The sequence below is a fragment of the Halobacteriovorax sp. CON-3 genome (genome assembly GCF_043196995.1).
In the GTDB taxonomy this organism is placed as follows: Bacteria; Bdellovibrionota; Bacteriovoracia; order Bacteriovoracales; family Bacteriovoracaceae; genus Halobacteriovorax_A.
The window spans coordinates 992,232-1,009,635 of sequence record NZ_JBEBNA010000001.1 but is presented as its reverse complement, the minus strand read 5'-3'; the positions used below and the strand labels follow the sequence as shown (position 1 = coordinate 1,009,635).

20 protein-coding genes are annotated in these 17,404 nt (G+C 38.2%); 8 read left to right on the top strand and 12 right to left on the bottom strand.

Annotated elements, in window-relative coordinates; all coding sequences use genetic code 11:
* Positions 1-19: 19 nt before the first annotated feature.
* Together ABMA72_RS04635 and cdd are read left to right on the top strand one after the other, a co-directional pair.
* Entirely contained in the window at positions 20-1,000 is a 981-nt protein-coding gene (locus ABMA72_RS04635) for an alcohol dehydrogenase catalytic domain-containing protein (protein ID WP_393056239.1), read from the top strand.
* Between the two features lie 114 nt (positions 1,001-1,114).
* Positions 1,115-1,537, top strand: coding sequence for a cytidine deaminase (gene cdd / locus ABMA72_RS04630; RefSeq protein WP_392856531.1), 423 nt, complete (start codon positions 1,115-1,117; stop codon positions 1,535-1,537).
* A 2-nt stretch (positions 1,538-1,539) separates the two neighbouring features.
* Here cdd and purB read toward each other — a convergent pair whose 3' ends face one another.
* From purB to ABMA72_RS04610, 4 genes are all read right to left on the bottom strand, one after another.
* Positions 1,540-2,826, bottom strand: coding sequence for an adenylosuccinate lyase (purB, locus tag ABMA72_RS04625; protein ID WP_393056237.1), 1,287 nt, complete (start codon positions 2,824-2,826; stop codon positions 1,540-1,542).
* A gap of 16 nt (positions 2,827-2,842) precedes the next feature.
* Positions 2,843-3,484 (bottom strand): hypothetical protein, encoded by a 642-nt coding sequence (locus ABMA72_RS04620; protein WP_392856527.1) that lies wholly within the window; start codon positions 3,482-3,484, stop codon positions 2,843-2,845.
* On the bottom strand, positions 3,484-4,926 hold the full coding sequence (locus tag ABMA72_RS04615; RefSeq protein ID WP_392856525.1) for a TolC family protein: 1,443 nt from the start codon (positions 4,924-4,926) through the stop codon (positions 3,484-3,486). Before ABMA72_RS04615 ends, ABMA72_RS04620 begins: the two co-directional genes overlap by 1 nt.
* Before the next feature lie 90 nt (positions 4,927-5,016).
* The gene (locus tag ABMA72_RS04610; protein WP_392856523.1) at positions 5,017-5,376 is read right to left on the bottom strand and encodes a hypothetical protein; all 360 of its coding nucleotides are present in this window, start codon (positions 5,374-5,376) and stop codon (positions 5,017-5,019) included.
* A gap of 69 nt (positions 5,377-5,445) precedes the next feature.
* On the opposite strand from ABMA72_RS04610, the gene ABMA72_RS04605 reads away from it, so the two are divergent.
* From ABMA72_RS04605 to ABMA72_RS04580, 6 genes are read left to right on the top strand one after another with little or no spacing between them, the layout of a single operon-like run.
* On the top strand, positions 5,446-6,210 hold the full coding sequence (locus ABMA72_RS04605; RefSeq protein WP_392856522.1) for a 3-deoxy-manno-octulosonate cytidylyltransferase: 765 nt from the start codon (positions 5,446-5,448) through the stop codon (positions 6,208-6,210).
* Complete coding sequence (locus ABMA72_RS04600) at positions 6,200-7,804, top strand: CTP synthase (protein ID WP_392856520.1); 1,605 nt, start codon at positions 6,200-6,202, stop codon at positions 7,802-7,804. Before ABMA72_RS04605 ends, ABMA72_RS04600 begins: the two co-directional genes overlap by 11 nt.
* Positions 7,794-8,600, top strand: a complete 807-nt coding sequence (gene kdsA, locus ABMA72_RS04595; protein ID WP_392856518.1) for a 3-deoxy-8-phosphooctulonate synthase — start codon at positions 7,794-7,796, stop codon at positions 8,598-8,600. Before ABMA72_RS04600 ends, kdsA begins: the two co-directional genes overlap by 11 nt.
* Positions 8,601-8,603: 3 nt before the next feature.
* A complete protein-coding gene (locus tag ABMA72_RS04590; protein ID WP_392856516.1) occupies positions 8,604-9,179 on the top strand; it encodes a KdsC family phosphatase in 576 nt (191 codons plus the stop codon).
* 13 nt (positions 9,180-9,192) lie between these two features.
* Positions 9,193-9,447 (top strand): DUF493 family protein, encoded by a 255-nt coding sequence (locus tag ABMA72_RS04585; protein WP_392856514.1) that lies wholly within the window; start codon positions 9,193-9,195, stop codon positions 9,445-9,447.
* Complete coding sequence (locus ABMA72_RS04580; protein WP_392856512.1) at positions 9,444-10,490, top strand: NAD(P)H-dependent glycerol-3-phosphate dehydrogenase; 1,047 nt, start codon at positions 9,444-9,446, stop codon at positions 10,488-10,490. Before ABMA72_RS04585 ends, ABMA72_RS04580 begins: the two co-directional genes overlap by 4 nt.
* Here the strand turns inward: ABMA72_RS04580 and ABMA72_RS04575 are convergent.
* The 8 genes from ABMA72_RS04575 to ABMA72_RS04540 all read right to left on the bottom strand — a co-directional run bounded on the left by ABMA72_RS04575 (position 10,487) and on the right by ABMA72_RS04540 (position 17,361).
* Positions 10,487-12,121 (bottom strand): ATP-binding protein, encoded by a 1,635-nt coding sequence (locus ABMA72_RS04575; RefSeq protein WP_392856511.1) that lies wholly within the window; start codon positions 12,119-12,121, stop codon positions 10,487-10,489. The genes ABMA72_RS04580 and ABMA72_RS04575 overlap by 4 nt on opposite strands.
* Before the next feature lie 28 nt (positions 12,122-12,149).
* On the bottom strand, positions 12,150-12,845 hold the full coding sequence (locus ABMA72_RS04570; protein ID WP_393056235.1) for a response regulator transcription factor: 696 nt from the start codon (positions 12,843-12,845) through the stop codon (positions 12,150-12,152).
* Between the two features lie 8 nt (positions 12,846-12,853).
* Positions 12,854-13,471: a phosphate signaling complex protein PhoU gene (phoU, locus tag ABMA72_RS04565; protein WP_392856506.1), complete on the bottom strand. Its 618-nt coding sequence runs from the start codon at positions 13,469-13,471 to the stop codon at positions 12,854-12,856.
* 10 nt (positions 13,472-13,481) lie between these two features.
* Positions 13,482-14,249 carry a phosphate ABC transporter ATP-binding protein PstB gene (pstB, locus tag ABMA72_RS04560; RefSeq protein WP_392856505.1) on the bottom strand — a complete coding sequence of 256 codons (768 nt, stop codon included), beginning with the start codon at positions 14,247-14,249 and terminating at the stop codon, positions 13,482-13,484.
* A complete protein-coding gene (gene pstA / locus ABMA72_RS04555) occupies positions 14,249-15,109 on the bottom strand; it encodes a phosphate ABC transporter permease PstA (RefSeq protein ID WP_392856503.1) in 861 nt (286 codons plus the stop codon). The genes pstB and pstA overlap by 1 nt, the downstream gene beginning before the upstream one ends.
* Positions 15,106-16,047, bottom strand: a complete 942-nt coding sequence (gene pstC, locus ABMA72_RS04550; RefSeq protein ID WP_392856502.1) for a phosphate ABC transporter permease subunit PstC — start codon at positions 16,045-16,047, stop codon at positions 15,106-15,108. Before pstC ends, pstA begins: the two co-directional genes overlap by 4 nt.
* A complete protein-coding gene (gene pstS, locus ABMA72_RS04545; RefSeq protein WP_393056233.1) occupies positions 16,047-17,042 on the bottom strand; it encodes a phosphate ABC transporter substrate-binding protein PstS in 996 nt (331 codons plus the stop codon). The genes pstC and pstS overlap by 1 nt, the downstream gene beginning before the upstream one ends.
* Positions 17,043-17,145: 103 nt before the next feature.
* Positions 17,146-17,361, bottom strand: coding sequence for a hypothetical protein (locus ABMA72_RS04540; RefSeq protein ID WP_021266044.1), 216 nt, complete (start codon positions 17,359-17,361; stop codon positions 17,146-17,148).
* Positions 17,362-17,404 lie beyond the last annotated feature (43 nt).

The window sequence follows — 17,404 nt, the reverse complement described above, 5'->3', positions numbered from 1 at the left end:
CTACATGGAGACTTTTTTTATGAAAACATTTATTGTAAACGAAATTAATCCAATGAGCTTTTCCCAGATAAGAGTAAATCGCCCTAAGGCAAAGGGAAGAGATCTTCTTATCCAGGTAAAGGCGGTCTCGGTCGGAACTTATGATAATGAGATGAGACCAACTCATATGGGCAAGACTCTCGGCTTTGATGCTTCTGGTATTGTTGCGGAAGTAGGTGAAGGTGTTCAAGACTTTAAGGTGGGTGACGAGGTTTACTATATAAGCGACATGAAAAGAAGTGGAACCAATTCAGAATTTCAAATTGTGGATGAAAGACTTGTTTCCCTTAAGCCTGAGAACTTAGATTTCTCACAAGCTGCAACGCTACCTCTTGCTTCGATTATGGCCTTTGATAGCTTATTTGATAAATTACAAATTGATCCTGAGCAGAGTCGTGGGAAAACAATTTTAATTATCGATGGAACTAATAGTATTGGTGCAATGGCAACCCAGTTGGCCAGCAAACTGACTAATTTAACAATTGTGACAACGGCAGGTGATGCAAAGTCTAAGGAGTTCTCAAATAAGATGGGGGCAGATATTACAATTAATGGATCTCTTCCTATTGCAGCTCAATTAAAGAGACTTGGTGTTGATAAGGTTGATTATATTATTTGTGCAAGCACTCCTAATCAATATATCCGTAGGTTAAGAGCAATAGTAAATGAGAAAACTCGTATGGTATCTCTTTTTACTGTTCGTGATGAATTCTTTCCTAACGACTTTATTTCGGCCTTGCCAAATATTGAGCAAGAATTTGTCCTAGTGTCATCTTCCGGGATTATAGATCAGGAGGACTATGGAAATTATTTAAGAGAAGTTACTCATTTGGTTGAGGCCGGTGCCCTTATTCCTCTTGTTGGCATGGATCTGGGAAAGATTTCAGTTGAGACATTGGAGCAAGGCCATGGCCTTATTAACCAAAAGGATATCATCGGTAATATTAGCTTAAGTTTTTAAATCTCATCAAAACTCCTCCAGGTTTTGGCCGGCCTTCTACTCTTCAATTTACGTAAAAAGGGGGCCGGTTTTTTTCAAATAGACTTCGATGCGTTTTCCTTTATAATAAATCTTATGGAAAATAAAATTGAAGTATCAGACAAAGTTAAGCAAGCATATGACATTGCTATTAAAGCACGTTCACATGCTCATGCTCCGTATTCAAAATTTCAAGTAGGTTCGGCCCTAAAGATTAGTGGTGTTGAAGATCCTATCCCAGGTTGTAATGTTGAAAATGCAAGTTACGGTGGAACAATTTGTGCTGAAAGGGGAAGTGTCCTTTCAAGTGTCGCACAATTTGGAAAAAAGGATTTTGAATTTATCGTCGTTGTGACAGACCAAGAAGATCCGGCCGTTCCATGTGCATTCTGCCTTCAAGTTATGTCAGAATTCGTAAAAGCAGACTTTCCTGTTTACTTGGGGAATCTTAAAGGGATTACGAAAAAAGTTCTTTTTAAAGAACTTCTTCCGCATCCATTTACTGAATTTACTGTTTAGATTTAGCTACGAGTAAATACTCTTTTTGTATGGGCACTATAGATTTCAAGATCATTGAGGTCTTTTAGTTGCCCGATAAGCTTCTTGTCGTCATTAGCTGTAAGCTCATTTTCTAAAATTGCAAAGAAGCTCTGACGATCACTTGCTTCAAATGATGCCTTTTGAACCACACGGTAAAGGTCTTCTCTTGTATTATTTGAAACCTCAATTAACTTATGTAACACAAAGCTTGAAAGGTGCTTGAAGTTTTGGACTACCTTAGCTTTCATCGCTTCCTTGTCAATGACAAGGTCTTCGACTGTGCTATTCATGCGCTCAATCGAGTAGAGTAGGATTCCAAACATATCGGGAAGAAAGAATCTCTCAGCGCTTGAGTGACTAATGTCTCTTTCGTGCCAAAGAAGACAATTATCCATTGCCACCTGGTTATACGTTCTTAGCATCCTTGCCATACCCGTAAGATTCTCACTAGAAATTGGGTTCTTCTTATGTGGCATTGTGGAAGACCCTTTCTGGCCTTTTTTAAAGCCCTCGAAAACTTCGGCAACATCAGAGTGTTGAAGATGGCGGATTTCGACACATAGTCTTTCTAAGGCACACCCAAAAAGAGCGATGATATTAGTTAGTTTTGCAATTCGATCACGTGGAATAACTTGCGTTGAAATTGGTTCTACTTTTAGGCCGAGAAAGCTTAAAACTTCTTCTTCAATCTCTGGAGTCAGGATTGTGTAATTTCCAACTGCTCCAGACATTTGACCAGTTAACTCATTTTCATAGAAGTCCTTTAGGTCGTTATAGCGTCTTTTAAATTCACAAAGATGACCTCTAAGTTTTTGTCCAAAGCTCATCGGCTCAGCAAAAATTCCATGTGAGCGTCCAATACAAATTGTGTCGATATGTTCTTGAGATTTTTCATCGAGGGTTTTTAAAAGATTTTCAAAAGCCGGAAGAATACGCTTGAGGGTTTCTTTTATCTGCAGAGTTAAGGCCGTATCAATGATATCTGATGATGTAACCCCGTAGTGAAAGTACTTTCCTTCATTTGTTTCTAGTTGCTCTGTAATAGAAGTACAAAAAGCAATGACGTCGTGTCTTGTTTCTCTTTCGATCTCTTTGATTCGTTCAGGGTTAACCGTGACAAGATTAAGCTTATTAGAGAATGCTTCTTTGATAATACCTGCACTCTCAAGAGCTTTTGTTAAAGAGTGTTCGACTTCGAGAAATTTCTCAAACTTAAATTGCTCGCTCCAAATCTCACTAATCTCTTTCTTTTCGTATCTTTCAATCATAATTTATCCAATTCTTTTAAAAAATAAAACCTACTCCAAGTTGAGCACTTACCCAACTTGCCGATGCCTCTGCTGTAATTGTGTCATCAGAACTCTTTAAGGCCATCAGGTTATAGATAAGCCTTGCTGAAAAATGAAGGCCACTACTAGCTCGATAAATTAAACCATAGCCAGCATTAAACCCAAGTCCAGATAGTTCAGTTCCAAAGGCTTCAGAGTCTGTCATATTATAAGTAATATGGGCATGAATTTCATCGTAAATAGACTTAATATTAATGAAGTCATTAATTAAAATTGAGCGCCTACTAAGTCCTAGGCCTCCTGTATAAACACTTAGACTTGCATCGAGGTTGTCAAATTGAGTTACGCTTGCAACATCAAGAGTATTTAGGGCACCGTATAGACTTAGAGAGTACCTATCGCTGTAGAAAGTAAGTGTTCCACTAATTGTATTTGTCGAAGCAAATTCGCTTAGGTTTGTAATTCCACCATAATTAAATTCTAGAGAGAAATTATCATCCTTAATATTGTAGCGAGAAGTCTCGTAGCCATAGTCTTCATCCACGACGTTGATATCTTCGAAACTTGTTAAGTCTTGTGCAAATACTGAAGAGTTTAAAGTTAAAAGTAGAGTAGAGATTAAACTTAATTTTTTCATTAACGTCCTCCTCCTTTAATAATCGCCTTATCAAAAGCTTGGTCCGGGAGATTTTCGATACCGACAATTTGAGCAAGTTCAACTCTTTTAGCTAGGTATTGAAATTTTATCATAGACTCTCTAGTAAGTGAGTCAAAGTAGTCTTGCATGGCCAGCTGATATTCTAAGTAGCGCGTCTTGCGATTTGTATATTGATACAGGGCCGTCTCCATTCTCTTTTTTAATGAATCATTACGAGACTTGATAATATTAAGTTGCTCAACTGAAGAGTTTAAAAAGTTGAAAATATTAACAATAGCTTCTTCAACTTTTCTTCTTGTCAGGCTTAGGTCATACATGGCCTTCTCTTTTTCAAGTCTTGCATTTGCAAGCTTTCTGCGATTAAAGAGCCCGCCATCGCCAAATAGAGTCCAGCTGGCGTTTAGGCTTGCCACAAGGTCAATATTAGAATTGCCCACTGACGTTGTGTAGTAGTCATTTGTCACAGAGCTACCATCAAAAATTTGAGAGTACGTTCCAAAGTTAACAGTGATCTTTGGTAGAGGAAGATTGTCTCTTACCGCAATTTCGTATTCACGATTTTTGATATTTCTCTCGACCTTCTTATCAAGAATAAAAGGTGAGACTTTTCTTGCTGTCGCAATGGCATTGTCTCTACTATAAGTTGATTTCTCATACTGATAATCATCCTTAATGAAGTAGAGTGTTCCCGGGGGATCATTTAAGCGCTTTGCCATGTCTTCAGATGCAATATTTTCATTAGTCTTTGCATTTGTATAAGCTTCTTGTGCTCTTAGGTATTCGGCACGTGACTGGTAGTACTCGTGCTTTGTAACTTTCTTTTGAAGAACTTTTTCACGATTCATACGATACACAAGTGTCGCTCTTTGTAGATATTGGCGAGCAATGATCTTTAAATCCTTTGCATGAATAAGCTTCACATATTCGCGAACAAGCTCTTGCTTAAATTCACGAAGTGTTTCCTTATCGCGATCAATTTGGCGCTCAAGAGATTCCTTTTCATTCTTATAATTTAAGTAATCCTTACCCCAGTTAAATAGAGTGTATTCCCCAAGCTCTAGTCCGACGCTTCCACTTGCAGTGCGGGCCGTGCGAGTTAGATCGTTATTACCACTTTTAAGGGTACCAATTCGTTGAGGATTTAACTGAAAGTTAATCTTAGGATTTGGTGTCCAGAATTCTTCTTTTGTATCTTCAAGTCGATTTTTAAGGATCTCAATATTCTTGCGACGAATGATATTATCTTGATAGCTTCGCATTCCTTGCTCGATGACAGTTCCGATATCAAGGGGGCGATAAGCACTCTCGTCAACTTTATCTTCGCTGGCCTCTTGAATGAAGATCTCTGGAGATTGTTCTAATGCATAGGAAAAGGTTGATAGAAATAGGTAGGCGCAAACAAAGCCTATTGTTTTAGTCATAAATGAAGTCCCTCTCGTTTAGCTAATTGCTAATTTTGTGCGTCTGCTAAAATTATGACTTGCGTGATATGAGATGGCAACTCTTGCTCGTTAGAGAGTGAGTCCTGGGCAACCACGACGAACAATCTGTTCTTCGAGTTTGATAACTTTGAGATTTGTAATCTTTAATTCTTGAATGACGCGGTATTGATTATCGCGCAGTTTTGAGGCAATAGATTTCTTATTATCTGGAGTCGATTTTAAGAGATTTTTATTTCGATCAAGTAAGAAGAGAAGTCTTTGACGGTGTTCAACTTTTTCTTGTCGTTGGTTCATCAAAGAGTCACATCGGCGGGAAATACTTGGGTCGGTAATGATGGAATCTGAAATCGTTTGCGCATTAAGTCTATGCTCAATTAAGGCCGTATAAATAAAAACAATGGCACTGAGTGTTAAGGCGAAGTATTTCATAGATTTATGATATCACACTTTGCAAGTAGCACAGGTATTTGTTATTATTTACTGTCAAAAAGGTAAATAATGAACTTAAAAGCTTTGGTATTAATACCATCAAGATTCGCCTCGACTCGTTTCCCCGGAAAACCTCTAGCAAATATCGCCGGCAAGGCAATGGTCTCTCATGTTTATGATGGATGTGCTGGTATTGTAGAAAATTTTCCTGGTTCAAAAGTTTGTGTCGTAACGGATAATGATGAAATTGAAAATATGTTAAAAGACTCGGGCCGCAATGTGGTTCGTATCGATGATGATGTGCCTTCGGGAAGTGAAAGAATTTTCTTGGCCTATGATCGTTTCTTCAAAGAAGAAGAATTTGATTTCGTTATCAATGTGCAAGGTGATGAGCCTCTAATTCAAGCAGACTTACTGAGTGAACTTCTTAGAATTCACAGCTCTCAAGGCTTTGATGTGGCCACGGTGATTAAGGAGATGTCGATTGATAATGATCATGAGGATTACTTAAACCCAAATAAGGTAAAGGCCGTCTTTTCAAAAGAAAAGAATATTTGTCATTACTTTACAAGAAGCCCGCATCCATTCAATCGACAAAATACACCAGGACTTAATTGGTATCTCCATATTGGTATTTATTCATTTAGGCCTGAAGTATTAAAAAGCTTTTGCTCACTAGGTGAGTCGACTAATGAAAAGATTGAATGCCTTGAGCAACTAAGACTATTAGATAACGGCTACACTATTGGTGCAGCAATTACAGATATGACATTATGTGGAGTTGATACTCCAGAAGATATTCCATTCGTGGAGGGAGTGATAAATGGCAAATAGCCAAAAGAAGTATATTTTTATTACTGGTGGTGTTGCAAGTTCTCTTGGTAAGGGACTAGCTGCTGCATCGATTGCATCTTTACTTGAGAGACGAGGAATTCGTATCAATATGTTAAAGATGGATCCTTATATCAATGTTGATCCAGGAACAATGAGTCCGACTCAACATGGGGAAGTTTTTGTGACAGATGATGGTGCAGAAACAGACCTTGATCTAGGCCACTACGAAAGATTCACTTCACTAACACTTTCTAAGCAATCAAACTTCACAACTGGTCAAGTTTATCTCGAGGTAATTGAACGCGAAAGAGAAGGGAAGTATTTAGGAAAAACAGTTCAAGTTGTTCCTCATATTACTGATGAAATCAAACGTCGTATTCATATTGCAGCAGAAGATGCAGATATTCTCATTGGTGAAATTGGTGGAACAATTGGTGATATTGAATCACTTCCATATGTTGAATCGATCAGACAATTTGCTCACGATGTAGGGCAAGAGAATGTTCTATTTGTTCATCTTGTTTTAATTCCTTATCTTTCAGCTGCTGGAGAGTTAAAGTCAAAGCCAGCTCAACACTCAGTGAAAGAGCTTCGCTCACAAGGTCTCTTCCCACATATTATTATTTGTCGAAGTGATCGTGAGATTGATCAGTCGATTATGGATAAGATCTCTCTTTTCTGTAACGTACCAAAAGACAATGTATTCCAATCACTAGATTTGGATTCAATTTATAAGGTTCCTCTAAACTTTCACTCACAAGGTTTAGACGAGAAGATTACAAAGATTTTAGGAATCTGGTCTTCATCGCCAAAGATTGATGACCTTGAAAAGGTTGCCTACAACTTCGATCACCCTTTAAGAGAAGTAAAGATCGGGATTGTTGGAAAATATACAGAGCTTGTCGAATCGTACAAGTCACTGGATGAGGCCCTTAAGCACGGAGCTCTTGCTCACCAGCTTAAGCTTGTTCCTGTCTACGTTGACTCAGAAGATATTGAAAAAGAGGGCGCTGCAAAACTATTAAAAGATGTTCAAGGTGTTCTTGTTCCAGGTGGTTTTGGAGAGCGTGGTACAGAAGGAAAAATTTCTGCCATTCAATACGCTCGTGAAAACAAGCTTCCATTCTTTGGAATCTGTCTTGGTATGCAATTGGCAATTGTTGAATATGCGAGAAATATTTGTGGATTAAAAGACGCAACGTCGGAAGAATTTAATAATGGTGGTGATCTCTTAATTCACTACATGGAAGGACAAACTCGTGACGGAGCTAAGGGTGGAAGTATGCGCCTTGGTAGTTATGAGTGTGAACTTCTTGATGGCAGCCGTGCTATTGAAATGTACGGTGAAAAACTTATTCATGAAAGACACCGTCACCGTTTAGAGGTTAATAACCTTTACGTTGAGCAATTAAAAGAATGTGGGCTAGTTATCAGTGGGAAGAACCCTGAGCTTGATCTTGTTGAAACGATTGAGATTAAGGATCATCCTTTCTTCTTTGCATGCCAGTACCACCCAGAGTTTAAATCGAGGCCATATGCGGCCCACCCAGTATTTAGCGAATTTATTAAAGAGGCAGATAAATATGGAAAATAAAAAATTTGATCTATTCATGGGGACTTGTGTAATCGAGTCTGAACAAATGTGTATGGACGTTTGCGGACGTCTTTTAGAAATGCTTGAGCCTGTTAAGGATCAAATCAACTTTTCTTATAAAGGAAGTTTCGATAAGGCCAACCGTTCTTCGATTGATTCTTTCAGAGGCCCTGGACTTGAAAAAGGTCTACAGATTCTTGAAAAGGTTAAGAAACAATATGGAGTTCAACTTATCACTGACTTTCACACTGCTGAACAAGCAGATACAGTAGCAAGTGTTGTTGATACAATCCAGATCCCAGCATTTCTATGTCGTCAAACAGATATGATTCTAGCTGGTGCTGAAGCTTGTAAGAAGCACGATGCTCAACTTAAGATTAAAAAGGGACAATTTCTTTCTCCTGAAGAGACTGGAAATATTGTAAAGAAGGCCGAAGAATTTATTACAAAAGATAAAATCCTTCTAACTGAAAGAGGGACTTCATTTGGTTACAATAATCTTGTTGTTGATATGGCAAGTTTTCAAATTATGAAGTCATTTGGAGTTCGTGCAATTCACGACGCTACTCACTGTGTTCAAAGACCTGGTGGGCTTGGAACATCAACTGGTGGGAAACGTGAGCAGATTTTAACACTTGCTCAAGCTGCAGTCGCTGCAGGTGCTGATGGGATCTTTATGGAAGTTCACCCTAACCCAGCTGAAGCGAAGTCTGATGCGGCAACAAGCTTACCGCTTGATCAGGCAGGAGCGATTATCCAAAGACTATTAAGAATTAAAAACGCAATTACGGAATAATTAATGGATTTATTTACAAAAGCACAAAAGTACAAAGAGAAATTAAAAGATATCAAAGTTCTTGCTTTTGATATCGATGGAGTACTAACTCCTGGACATGTATGGTACCAAGATGATGAGATGGGATTTAACCGCTCATCGCATACTTCAGATGGTTACGCATTAAAACTGCTTATGAGAGCAGGATTTAAAGTAGGAGTCATTTCTGGAGGTGCTTCAAAAGGTGTTCAAGAGCGCTTTGTGAATAACCTAAAACTTGATTTCGCCTTCCTTGGTGATGAGGATAAGAGAGTGGCCTTCAATAAAGTTCTCGATCTTGGCTTTAAACCAGAAGAAGTTCTTTTTATGGGAGATGAGTTCTTTGATGTTCCGCTATTAAAGGCCGCAGGCTTTGCAGCGACAACTCCTCATGCGTCTCATGAGATTCAAGTTTATTGTGACTATGTCACTCAAAGAGAAGGTGGCCATGGTGCGGTTAGAGAAGTTATCGATATCTTCCGCTATGTACACGGCATTGTTCCAGAAGTCTTAGACTTTGATGGAAAGCCGATTGATTTCAAACATTCATGGCCAAAGTAGGAGTTGATAAAAAATGGATTTAGCAAAACTTAAGGCCCTATTAGACGATCAATACGAGTGGCCAGCAGTCTATAATTTTAAATTTATTGGAAATGATTCAAATCGTGATGAGTTAATTATGGCCGTAGGTGAAAAACCACACCATGAAAAACCATCTAAAACAGGTAAGTATATTTCTTTCACATTCAATGTTACATGCAATAGTTCAGATGAAGTGTTAACGATTTATGAACGAGTCGGACGTCTTCATGGTATACTTGCACTATGACAAAAGAAAAATTCGAATATAAGACTGCACTAGTTGTTGGTGCCGGAGCATTTGGTACTTCTATTGCATCAATTCTGGCACATAAGTTTGAAAACGTAATTCTTAAGGTACGTTCTGAGGATATCTACAAGGATATAAATGACGATCGTATCAACTCTGTCTATCTTCCTGGAATTAAGCTAGATGCTAATATTAAGGCCATTCTAGACTGGAGTGAGCTGGAAGCTGAAGAAGAAGAGAGTTTAGAACTTATTGTTTCAGGTCTTCCGACTCATGGAATTAGAACTTTCTTTAGTGAGAACCTTGTTCGCTTTAATAGTTACCTTGGAAAAGGAATTCCATTAATTAGTCTTTCTAAGGGGATTGATCCAGATACACTTGAGTTAAGTGATGATCTGTTAAATGATTTCTTCCCACAATATCGTGATAATATCACATTCTTATCTGGCCCTAGTTTCGCAAAAGAAATTATGGAAAAACAGATCACTCTTGTCACAATTGCAGGACGCTCTAAAAGCGTCTTAATGGATGTTGCGGCCAAGCTTGAAACACCTTATTTTAAGGCGCTTCCTAATTATGATATTAAAGGCGTGCTCTTAGGTGGTGCTCTTAAAAACGTTTTGGCCATTGCCGGTGGGATTGTTGAAGGCCTAGGCTATAACCACAATACTCGTGCGGCCATGATTACTCGTGGGATTGTTGAAATGCTACGTTTCGGTAAAGTTTTTAACGCTCGTCCTGAAACTTTCTATGGCCTAAGTGGAATGGGGGATCTCATTCTAACGACAACTGGTGGCCTTTCACGTAATAAAACTTTTGGACTTGAAATTGCAAAGGGAAGAAAGCCTCTTGATATAATCAACTCGCAACGTACTGTTGTTGAAGGTTATAAGACGACAAAGGCCGCTTTCTTATTGGCCCAAAAGTATGATATCCGCGCAAGAATCTTTACTGGACTCTACGATGTTCTTTACAATGACGCCAATGTCGAAGAAGTGCTAAAGAAGTTAATGGATGCACCAATTAAGTTTGAAATAGATTAAGACTTAATTGGGAAGAGAACCGTAAAAGTAGTTCCCTTATCAACCATACTCTCAACTTCAATAGAAGCTTTCATTTTTTGTGCCGAGTGCTTTGCAATTGCAAGACCTAGACCTGTTCCACCCGTGTTAATACTTCGTGATTGATCGACTCTGTAAAATCTTTCAAAGATTCTGGCGATCTTATCATTTGGGATTCCAACACCTTCATCGGTAATAGCAATATATTGATGATTATCCCTTTGACCACTTTCAATTGTAATGAGAGTGCTATCCTTTGAGTATTTGATGGCATTTGAAACTAAGTTTGAAATACAGTGATAGAGTAGCTTTCCGTTGGCCACAATCGTTTCTGGGCCAGTTTGAGAGTAGTTGACACTCATATCCTTGGCATTGATCTTAAGTTGTTGATCATTAATAAGAGCGTTAATAAATGATGGAAGATTAATTTCTTCCACTTCAATTTTTCCTTCATTCTCAATTTTTGAAAGAGAGAGGATACCATTGATAAGCTCATCAAGACGATCAACATTTTGAATGACAATATCCATGATCTCTTGCTGGTCATCATCAGTATTGATGGACTTTAGAGTTTGAGTGTAGCCCTTAATTGAAGTTAGAGGTGTTTTAATTTCATGAGAGACATTCTCAAAGAAGTCTCTTCGCATATTATTTACATCTTGAAGTTTTGTAATATCACTAAAGTAGAATAGGATTTCTTTATTCTTATTTTTAGATTCAATATCACTGATCTTAAGTTGGAAAGAGTTTGTCTTACCACTTACTTTTGTCAGGGCCATCTGTGTGTTGTGAATTAGATTAGCTTGATAGCCATGCTTTTTAATTAGGTTGATAAAGTCATAGTCTCTAATAATACTAATGAGCTCAGCTCCACGGTAGCGTCCATTAAAAGATGCAAATGACTTTCTAAAGGCATTGTTACAGAAGATGATCTTGCCTTTACAATCAGTAACCACAACAGGGTCATCAATTGAATTGATAATAACGGAATAGTACTGTTTCGTATTAAATAGGTCTCTTTGTAACCTTCTTCTTTTATTAAAGCTCTTTATCGACTTGGACTCAATATAGTCCCAATAATCACGGCTATCCGTCGTATCGATAACTCCTTTCATTCTAAAGATATGAAAGAGGTCATAGAGAGGTGTGAAGTAGTGACGAAAGAGGAAGAATTGGCCAGCAATAAAGATAATCCCAAGGATTCCCATTGCCATAAAGAGCTTTGAAAATACTTCTGTTGAAATTAATTTCAGCGCGTCTGATTCAACTCTTAAAAATAATGTATAGCTTTTACCTTTTGAGTGAAGAACACGATGGTGATAGACATACTTATCATCACTGTCATATCCACCGATTACAATATTTTTGAAGTCTTCAATCTTAAAGCCTGGAGCAGCACACCTGATTGTGCGATTTGCATTTAAAATATAGAATTGTGTGCGCTTTGTTTGCTTGTCACATATCTGAGCAATACCATCTTGGCGAAGCGAGTTTAATTCTTGATCGACAATTGAGTGGATAAAATTATCTTTAAAATTAATGATAAAGAATGTCCCTAAAAAGAGTAGGGATAAACAAAAGATTATCGTTTGATAAAAAATGATATCATTCAAGAACTTTATTTTTAGAAAATTGAAAAAGTTATTCTTCACTCTTTACTCGATATCCAATTCCACGAACTGTTTCGACAACTTTTGATTTGCTCCCAAGTTTCTTTCTCAAGGCAAATACATGTGTGTCAACTGTTCGGTCAGTAACGTAGATATTTTCACCTTTAATCAGATCAACAATTTGCTTACGCGTAAAAACCTTTCCTGGAGAAGATATTAAGACACAAAGAATTTTGAACTCTGAAACTGTCAGTTTAATTTCCTTATCATCAATAATTGTCTTCACTCCGTCGACGTCAACTTTGATACCCATATGATTGTAAGTGTTCTTATTATTGATAGGTGAACTATCGCGATGGCCTTCAACTCGTCTTTTAAGACTACTAACTCTTGCCTTTAGAATACCGATATCAAATGGCTTTGTAATATAGTCGTCAGCTCCCGCATCGAGTCCTTCAATAATTGACTCGCTTGAAGTTAATGCTGTAACAAATAGGATACCAACGCTCTTAAGCTTCTTAGTATTTCGAATATATTGGCAAATTTGAACACCGCTTAGATCCGGTAGCATTCGGTCCAGAACAAAGAGATCGTACTGATTATTCTCAATGGCCGAGATGGCATCGTTTCCTGTGTTTGCCATATCGTAATCAATTCCGATGGCCTTGAGGTTAACCCCAATTAATTTTGCAATAGATTGTTCGTCTTCTACGATAAGTGCTTTCATTACTTGCCTTACTGTTCCTCTGTGTGCCTTACGTCTTTACCTGACTCTAGGAAGATAATATCTTCACAAATATTTGTTGCGTGATCTCCGCATCTCTCAAAGATTTTTGAAACGCGAATAACTGCAAAACCTTCATCAACTTCTGCTTTCCCATCTTTTAGAAGTTGGTAGAACTTCTTAACAAGATCTCTGTGGAGAGAGTTAACTTCGTGGTCGGCCTTGATAACATCTGTTGCCATTTGAATATTATTTGAAGCAAAGGCAATTAAACTCTTTCTAACCATTTCAAAGACTTCAGCTTGAATGATGCTACAGTGTTTTTCTTGGTTTGAAATTCGCATTAGGTAGCGCTTTAAGTTAACGGCCTCATCACCAAGTCTTTCTAACTCAGAATTAATCTTCATGATGGCAAGGGCCGTTCTAAGATCAATTGCAGTAGGAGACTTTAGAGCAATAAATTTAAAGACATGGTCATCCACAAGCTTGTGAAATTCATTGATTTCATTCTCAAGCTCATAAAGATTTTCCATTTTCGATTTTTCATCAACTGCAACGTGGAGAATTTTTTCCACAACTGCTGCCATTTCTGTAATATCTTTTCTTAGTGTTTCAACAGTTAATTCCATTGAATGCTCCTTAGCCAAAACGGCCAGTGATATAATCTTCTGTTTTCTTTTCTTTTGGATTAGTGAAGACATCACTACTTAATCCATGCTCAATTAGCTCTCCTAGAATGAAGAAGCTTGTATAGTCTGCAATTCTAGCAGCTTGTTGCATATTGTGAGTTACCACAATTACCGTGTAGTCTTTTTTTAGCTCACTCATTAGGTCTTCAATCTTTCCTGTGGCAATTGGATCTAGTGCAGAGGTAGGCTCATCCATAAGAACAATTGGAGGGTTTGTCGCTAGTGTTCTTGCAATACAAAGTCTTTGTTGCTGACCACCAGATAGAGAAGTTCCTTCTTGGTGTAGCTTATCCTTAACTTCATTCCAAAGAGCAGCTTTTGAAAGACAATTGTAGGCGATCTCATCGAGTTCGCTCTTTTTCTTCTTACCCCAAAGTCTTGGGCCAATGACGACATTGTCATAGATACTCATGGCCGCAAATGGATTTGGCTTTTGAAATACCATTCCAATTTTTCTGCGAATTTCAACAGGGTCTGCTGAAGGCGCGTAAATATCATTTCCTTCAAGTAGAACTTCTCCTGAAACTCGTGCCCCTTGTACTTCTTCATGGATACGATTGAGAGTTCGAATATATGTTGATTTACCACATCCTGAAGGCCCAATAATCGCATTCACGGTATTCTTATGATACTTAAGGTCAATTCCTTTCACGGCGTGAAAGTCACCAAACCATGCTTGAATATTTTTAACTTCTAAAATGATATCGCTATTAGACATTATGATTTCCTCACAAAGAATTTCTTAAGTTTCTTTGAATTGAATAAAAACTTTGCACTTAAATTTAGTCCTAGAACAATAATGATAAGTGTAAAAGATCCGGCCCAAGCTTGTTGTTGCCATTCTTTATACGGACTAATTGCATAGTTATAAATTTGTACCGGAAGCGAGGCCATTGGGCCCGTTACATTGTAGCTCATGTACATGCTTCCAAATGCTGTAAAAAGTAGGGGAGCTGTTTCTCCTGCCGCACGAGAGATTGCAAGTATAACTCCTGTCATAAGAGAGTTTCTTGAACCCTTAAGAATGATATTGTAGATCACTCGCCATCTTGGAAGTCCAAGGGCAAGACCTGCTTCTCTTACGTGTCTCGGAATTAGCTTTAAGATTTCTTCAGTCGTTCTCGTTACGATTGGTAGAATGATTATACTTAGAGCAAATGCTCCGGCCAGTGCTGAGAATGACTTGAAGCTTACAACAAAGATTAGGTAAGAGAAAATACCAACAACAATAGAAGGTACTCCTGTTAGTAGGTCAATTGTAAATCTTAGTGAAGTTGCAATTTTACCCTTTCCATATTCGCTTAAGTAGACACCGCATAGTGTTCCTACCGGGACAGCAATGAGTGAGCCAATTGAAACCATAATAAGTGTTCCTAAAATGGCATGTCTCATTCCGCCACCAACTTCACCAACTGGTTTAGGGTCATTTAAAAAGAAATCTAAGCTAATTGAAGTCGATCCCTTTTGCAGAAGGAAGATGAAGACAAGAATTAAAGGAAGAATGACGAGTAATGCTGAGAGAACAAGTAGACCTTTAAAGGCTAGGTTCTTAATGATACGACTTTTTTGAAGTTTCATTTTGATGCTCCCTTTGTTTGCTTCCATACAATTGTACGTGCAACTAAGTTAACGACAAATGTGACAACAAAAAGAAGTAAACCCACTAAGCATAGGGCCGAAAGGTGAAGATCACTTTCTGCTTCTGCATATTCATTTGCCATAACTGAGGCCATTGTTGAGGCCGGGGCAAAGATTGATTTTGAAATTTGTGGTGTATTCCCAATAACCATAGCAACGGCCATTGTTTCTCCAAGAGCACGTCCAAGTCCTAGAACGAGGGCACCAACAATTCCCGAAAAGCTTGGTCTTAAGACTGCAATCTTGATCATTTCAAATTTTGTTGCACCAAGACCTAGGGCCGCTTCCTTGTGGAGAATATTAACTGATCGAAATACTTCTCGAGCAACAGAAGTAATTGTTGGGATAATCATGATGGCCAAAATAATTGAGGCCGTAAGAATACCGATTCCAAAGCTTGGCCCTTGAAAGAATGGGAGGAAACCAAGTGTTGCTTTAAGCGCCGGAGTAAGCATTTCTTTTACAAATGGAGCGAGGTAGTAAAGGCCCCAGAGCCCAAAAATAATACTAGGAACGGCAGCGATAAGTTCAACGAAAGTTCCTAAAATACTCGAAATACCTTTTGGAAGATATTCTGTAATAAAGAGTGCCACTGAAATACTAACTGGCCCTGCAATGAGAAGAGCTAGTAGAGAAGTGACAACTGTACCGAAGATAAATGGTAGCGCACCAAATTCATCATCAATTGGGTTCCAAAAATCATCAGTGATGAATTTAAAACCAAATTCACTAAATGCCTCACGACTGGCGTAGAATAGCTGACCAATCATAAGTATTAGTAGGACAATGACAATAAGAGAAAAGAATCGAAGTGTTATATAGGCCAACTTATCCTGTTTTGAAGGAGAAGCTGGCCCTATTTTTTTAAGTAGGTTCATTAAAGAGATTTTACCCTTTCTAATACCTTTTTGGAAAGTTCAGTTGGTAGTGGAGCGTAGTAAAGTTCTTTAGCATAACTTTGACCTTTACTGATTGCCCATTCGACAAATTTGTAAATCTCAACTTGTTTCTGATCTTTTTCCACCATTGGTAGAAGAATATAAGTAAGGGCACTGATAGGGTATGAGTCTTTGGCACTACTATTGATAAGTGAACCTGTTAACTCTTTTCCATCAGTTTTAAACTCTTTAGCTGATGCTGATACGGCCTCAACAGTTGGATTGATGAATACACCAGACTTATTCTTAAGAGCAACTGTCTTAATATTATTCTTTCTTGCGTGAGCAAGATCCATATAAGTGATTGATCCCTTAGTGTTACTTACTATTGAAGTTACACCATCGTTTCCTTTGGCCCCAACACCAGTTGGCCATCGAAGTGACTTTCCTGTTCCAACTCTTTGCTTCCATTCAGTGCTTACTTCCACAAGGTAGTCTGCAAAATTCTTTGTTGTTCCAGAACCATCTGCACGGCGAACAACGAGAATATCATCTGAAGGAAGTTTTACACCTGGGTTAAGAGCTGCAATTTGAGCTGCATTCCACTTTGTAATCTTACCTAGGTAGATATCTGCAAGTGCTGGCCCATCAAGCTTTAGCTGATCTGGAACTTGAGGATGATTATAAGCAATAGCAACTGCTCCTAGCACCATCGGTACGTGAAGAACTGGCCATTTAGCTTTCTTCTTATCTTTTGCTTTCATTGGAGCATCTGAAGCTCCAAAATCAACAGTTTCTTTTAGAAGTTGGCGAATACCTCCACCTGATCCAATTGGTTGATAGTTGAATTGAACTTCAGGGTGAAGCTTTGAATACTCTGAAAACCATTTTGAATAAATTGCGTATGGAAAAGATGCTCCAGCGGCATTAATCTTTAAAGCGAATGTGCTTGAACTTGCCAGTAGAAAGCAAAGTGCAATTATTCTCTTAATCATGTGTGTCTCCTAAATTCAGTGTTTTATTGAATTTAGCACATGGTAAATATGGTGTTTATTAAGATTTTGTTAAAAAAATGGGCGACAATGTCGCCCTGCGTGATTATTGTAATGTATTTGATACGTAAAGTCTGAAGGACTTGTCTTGGTTACGACGGATCGTACAGATTCCTTCTTCTCTTTTATTAATGAGAAAGTCGTAATACTCAGGTAGAGTGTCCTGAATTTCTAAAATTGATTTACCTTCGTGTTCACCAAAATCGATAAAGACGTTTTCTTCTGCAATAATTCCCGTTACCGGGCTTACTTCGTTGGCCATGTTCCCTCCCTAGAATCTGGCAAATGTTGAATTTAAATATATG

Bases quoted from the DNA above. Each gene is read 5' to 3' on its own strand.
- ABMA72_RS04620 (WP_392856527.1), bottom strand. From the start codon at position 3,484: ATGAAAAAATTAAGTTTAATCTCTACTCTACTTTTAACTTTAAACTCT.
- pstC (WP_392856502.1), bottom strand. From the start codon at position 16,047: ATGAACCTACTTAAAAAAATAGGGCCAGCTTCTCCTTCAAAACAGGAT.
- ABMA72_RS04540 (WP_021266044.1), bottom strand. From the start codon at position 17,361: ATGGCCAACGAAGTAAGCCCGGTAACGGGAATTATTGCAGAAGAAAAC.
- pstA (WP_392856503.1), bottom strand. From the start codon at position 15,109: ATGAAACTTCAAAAAAGTCGTATCATTAAGAACCTAGCCTTTAAAGGT.
- ABMA72_RS04600 (WP_392856520.1), top strand. From the start codon at position 6,200: ATGGCAAATAGCCAAAAGAAGTATATTTTTATTACTGGTGGTGTTGCA.
- ABMA72_RS04585 (WP_392856514.1), top strand. From the start codon at position 9,193: ATGGATTTAGCAAAACTTAAGGCCCTATTAGACGATCAATACGAGTGG.
- kdsA (WP_392856518.1), top strand. From the start codon at position 7,794: ATGGAAAATAAAAAATTTGATCTATTCATGGGGACTTGTGTAATCGAG.
- ABMA72_RS04580 (WP_392856512.1), top strand. From the start codon at position 9,444: ATGACAAAAGAAAAATTCGAATATAAGACTGCACTAGTTGTTGGTGCC.
- ABMA72_RS04610 (WP_392856523.1), bottom strand. From the start codon at position 5,376: ATGAAATACTTCGCCTTAACACTCAGTGCCATTGTTTTTATTTATACG.
- ABMA72_RS04635 (WP_393056239.1), top strand. From the start codon at position 20: ATGAAAACATTTATTGTAAACGAAATTAATCCAATGAGCTTTTCCCAG.
- ABMA72_RS04615 (WP_392856525.1), bottom strand. From the start codon at position 4,926: ATGACTAAAACAATAGGCTTTGTTTGCGCCTACCTATTTCTATCAACC.
- purB (WP_393056237.1), bottom strand. From the start codon at position 2,826: ATGATTGAAAGATACGAAAAGAAAGAGATTAGTGAGATTTGGAGCGAG.
- ABMA72_RS04605 (WP_392856522.1), top strand. From the start codon at position 5,446: ATGAACTTAAAAGCTTTGGTATTAATACCATCAAGATTCGCCTCGACT.
- pstS (WP_393056233.1), bottom strand. From the start codon at position 17,042: ATGATTAAGAGAATAATTGCACTTTGCTTTCTACTGGCAAGTTCAAGC.
- ABMA72_RS04570 (WP_393056235.1), bottom strand. From the start codon at position 12,845: ATGAAAGCACTTATCGTAGAAGACGAACAATCTATTGCAAAATTAATT.
- phoU (WP_392856506.1), bottom strand. From the start codon at position 13,471: ATGGAATTAACTGTTGAAACACTAAGAAAAGATATTACAGAAATGGCA.
- pstB (WP_392856505.1), bottom strand. From the start codon at position 14,249: ATGTCTAATAGCGATATCATTTTAGAAGTTAAAAATATTCAAGCATGG.
- cdd (WP_392856531.1), top strand. From the start codon at position 1,115: ATGGAAAATAAAATTGAAGTATCAGACAAAGTTAAGCAAGCATATGAC.
- ABMA72_RS04590 (WP_392856516.1), top strand. From the start codon at position 8,604: ATGGATTTATTTACAAAAGCACAAAAGTACAAAGAGAAATTAAAAGAT.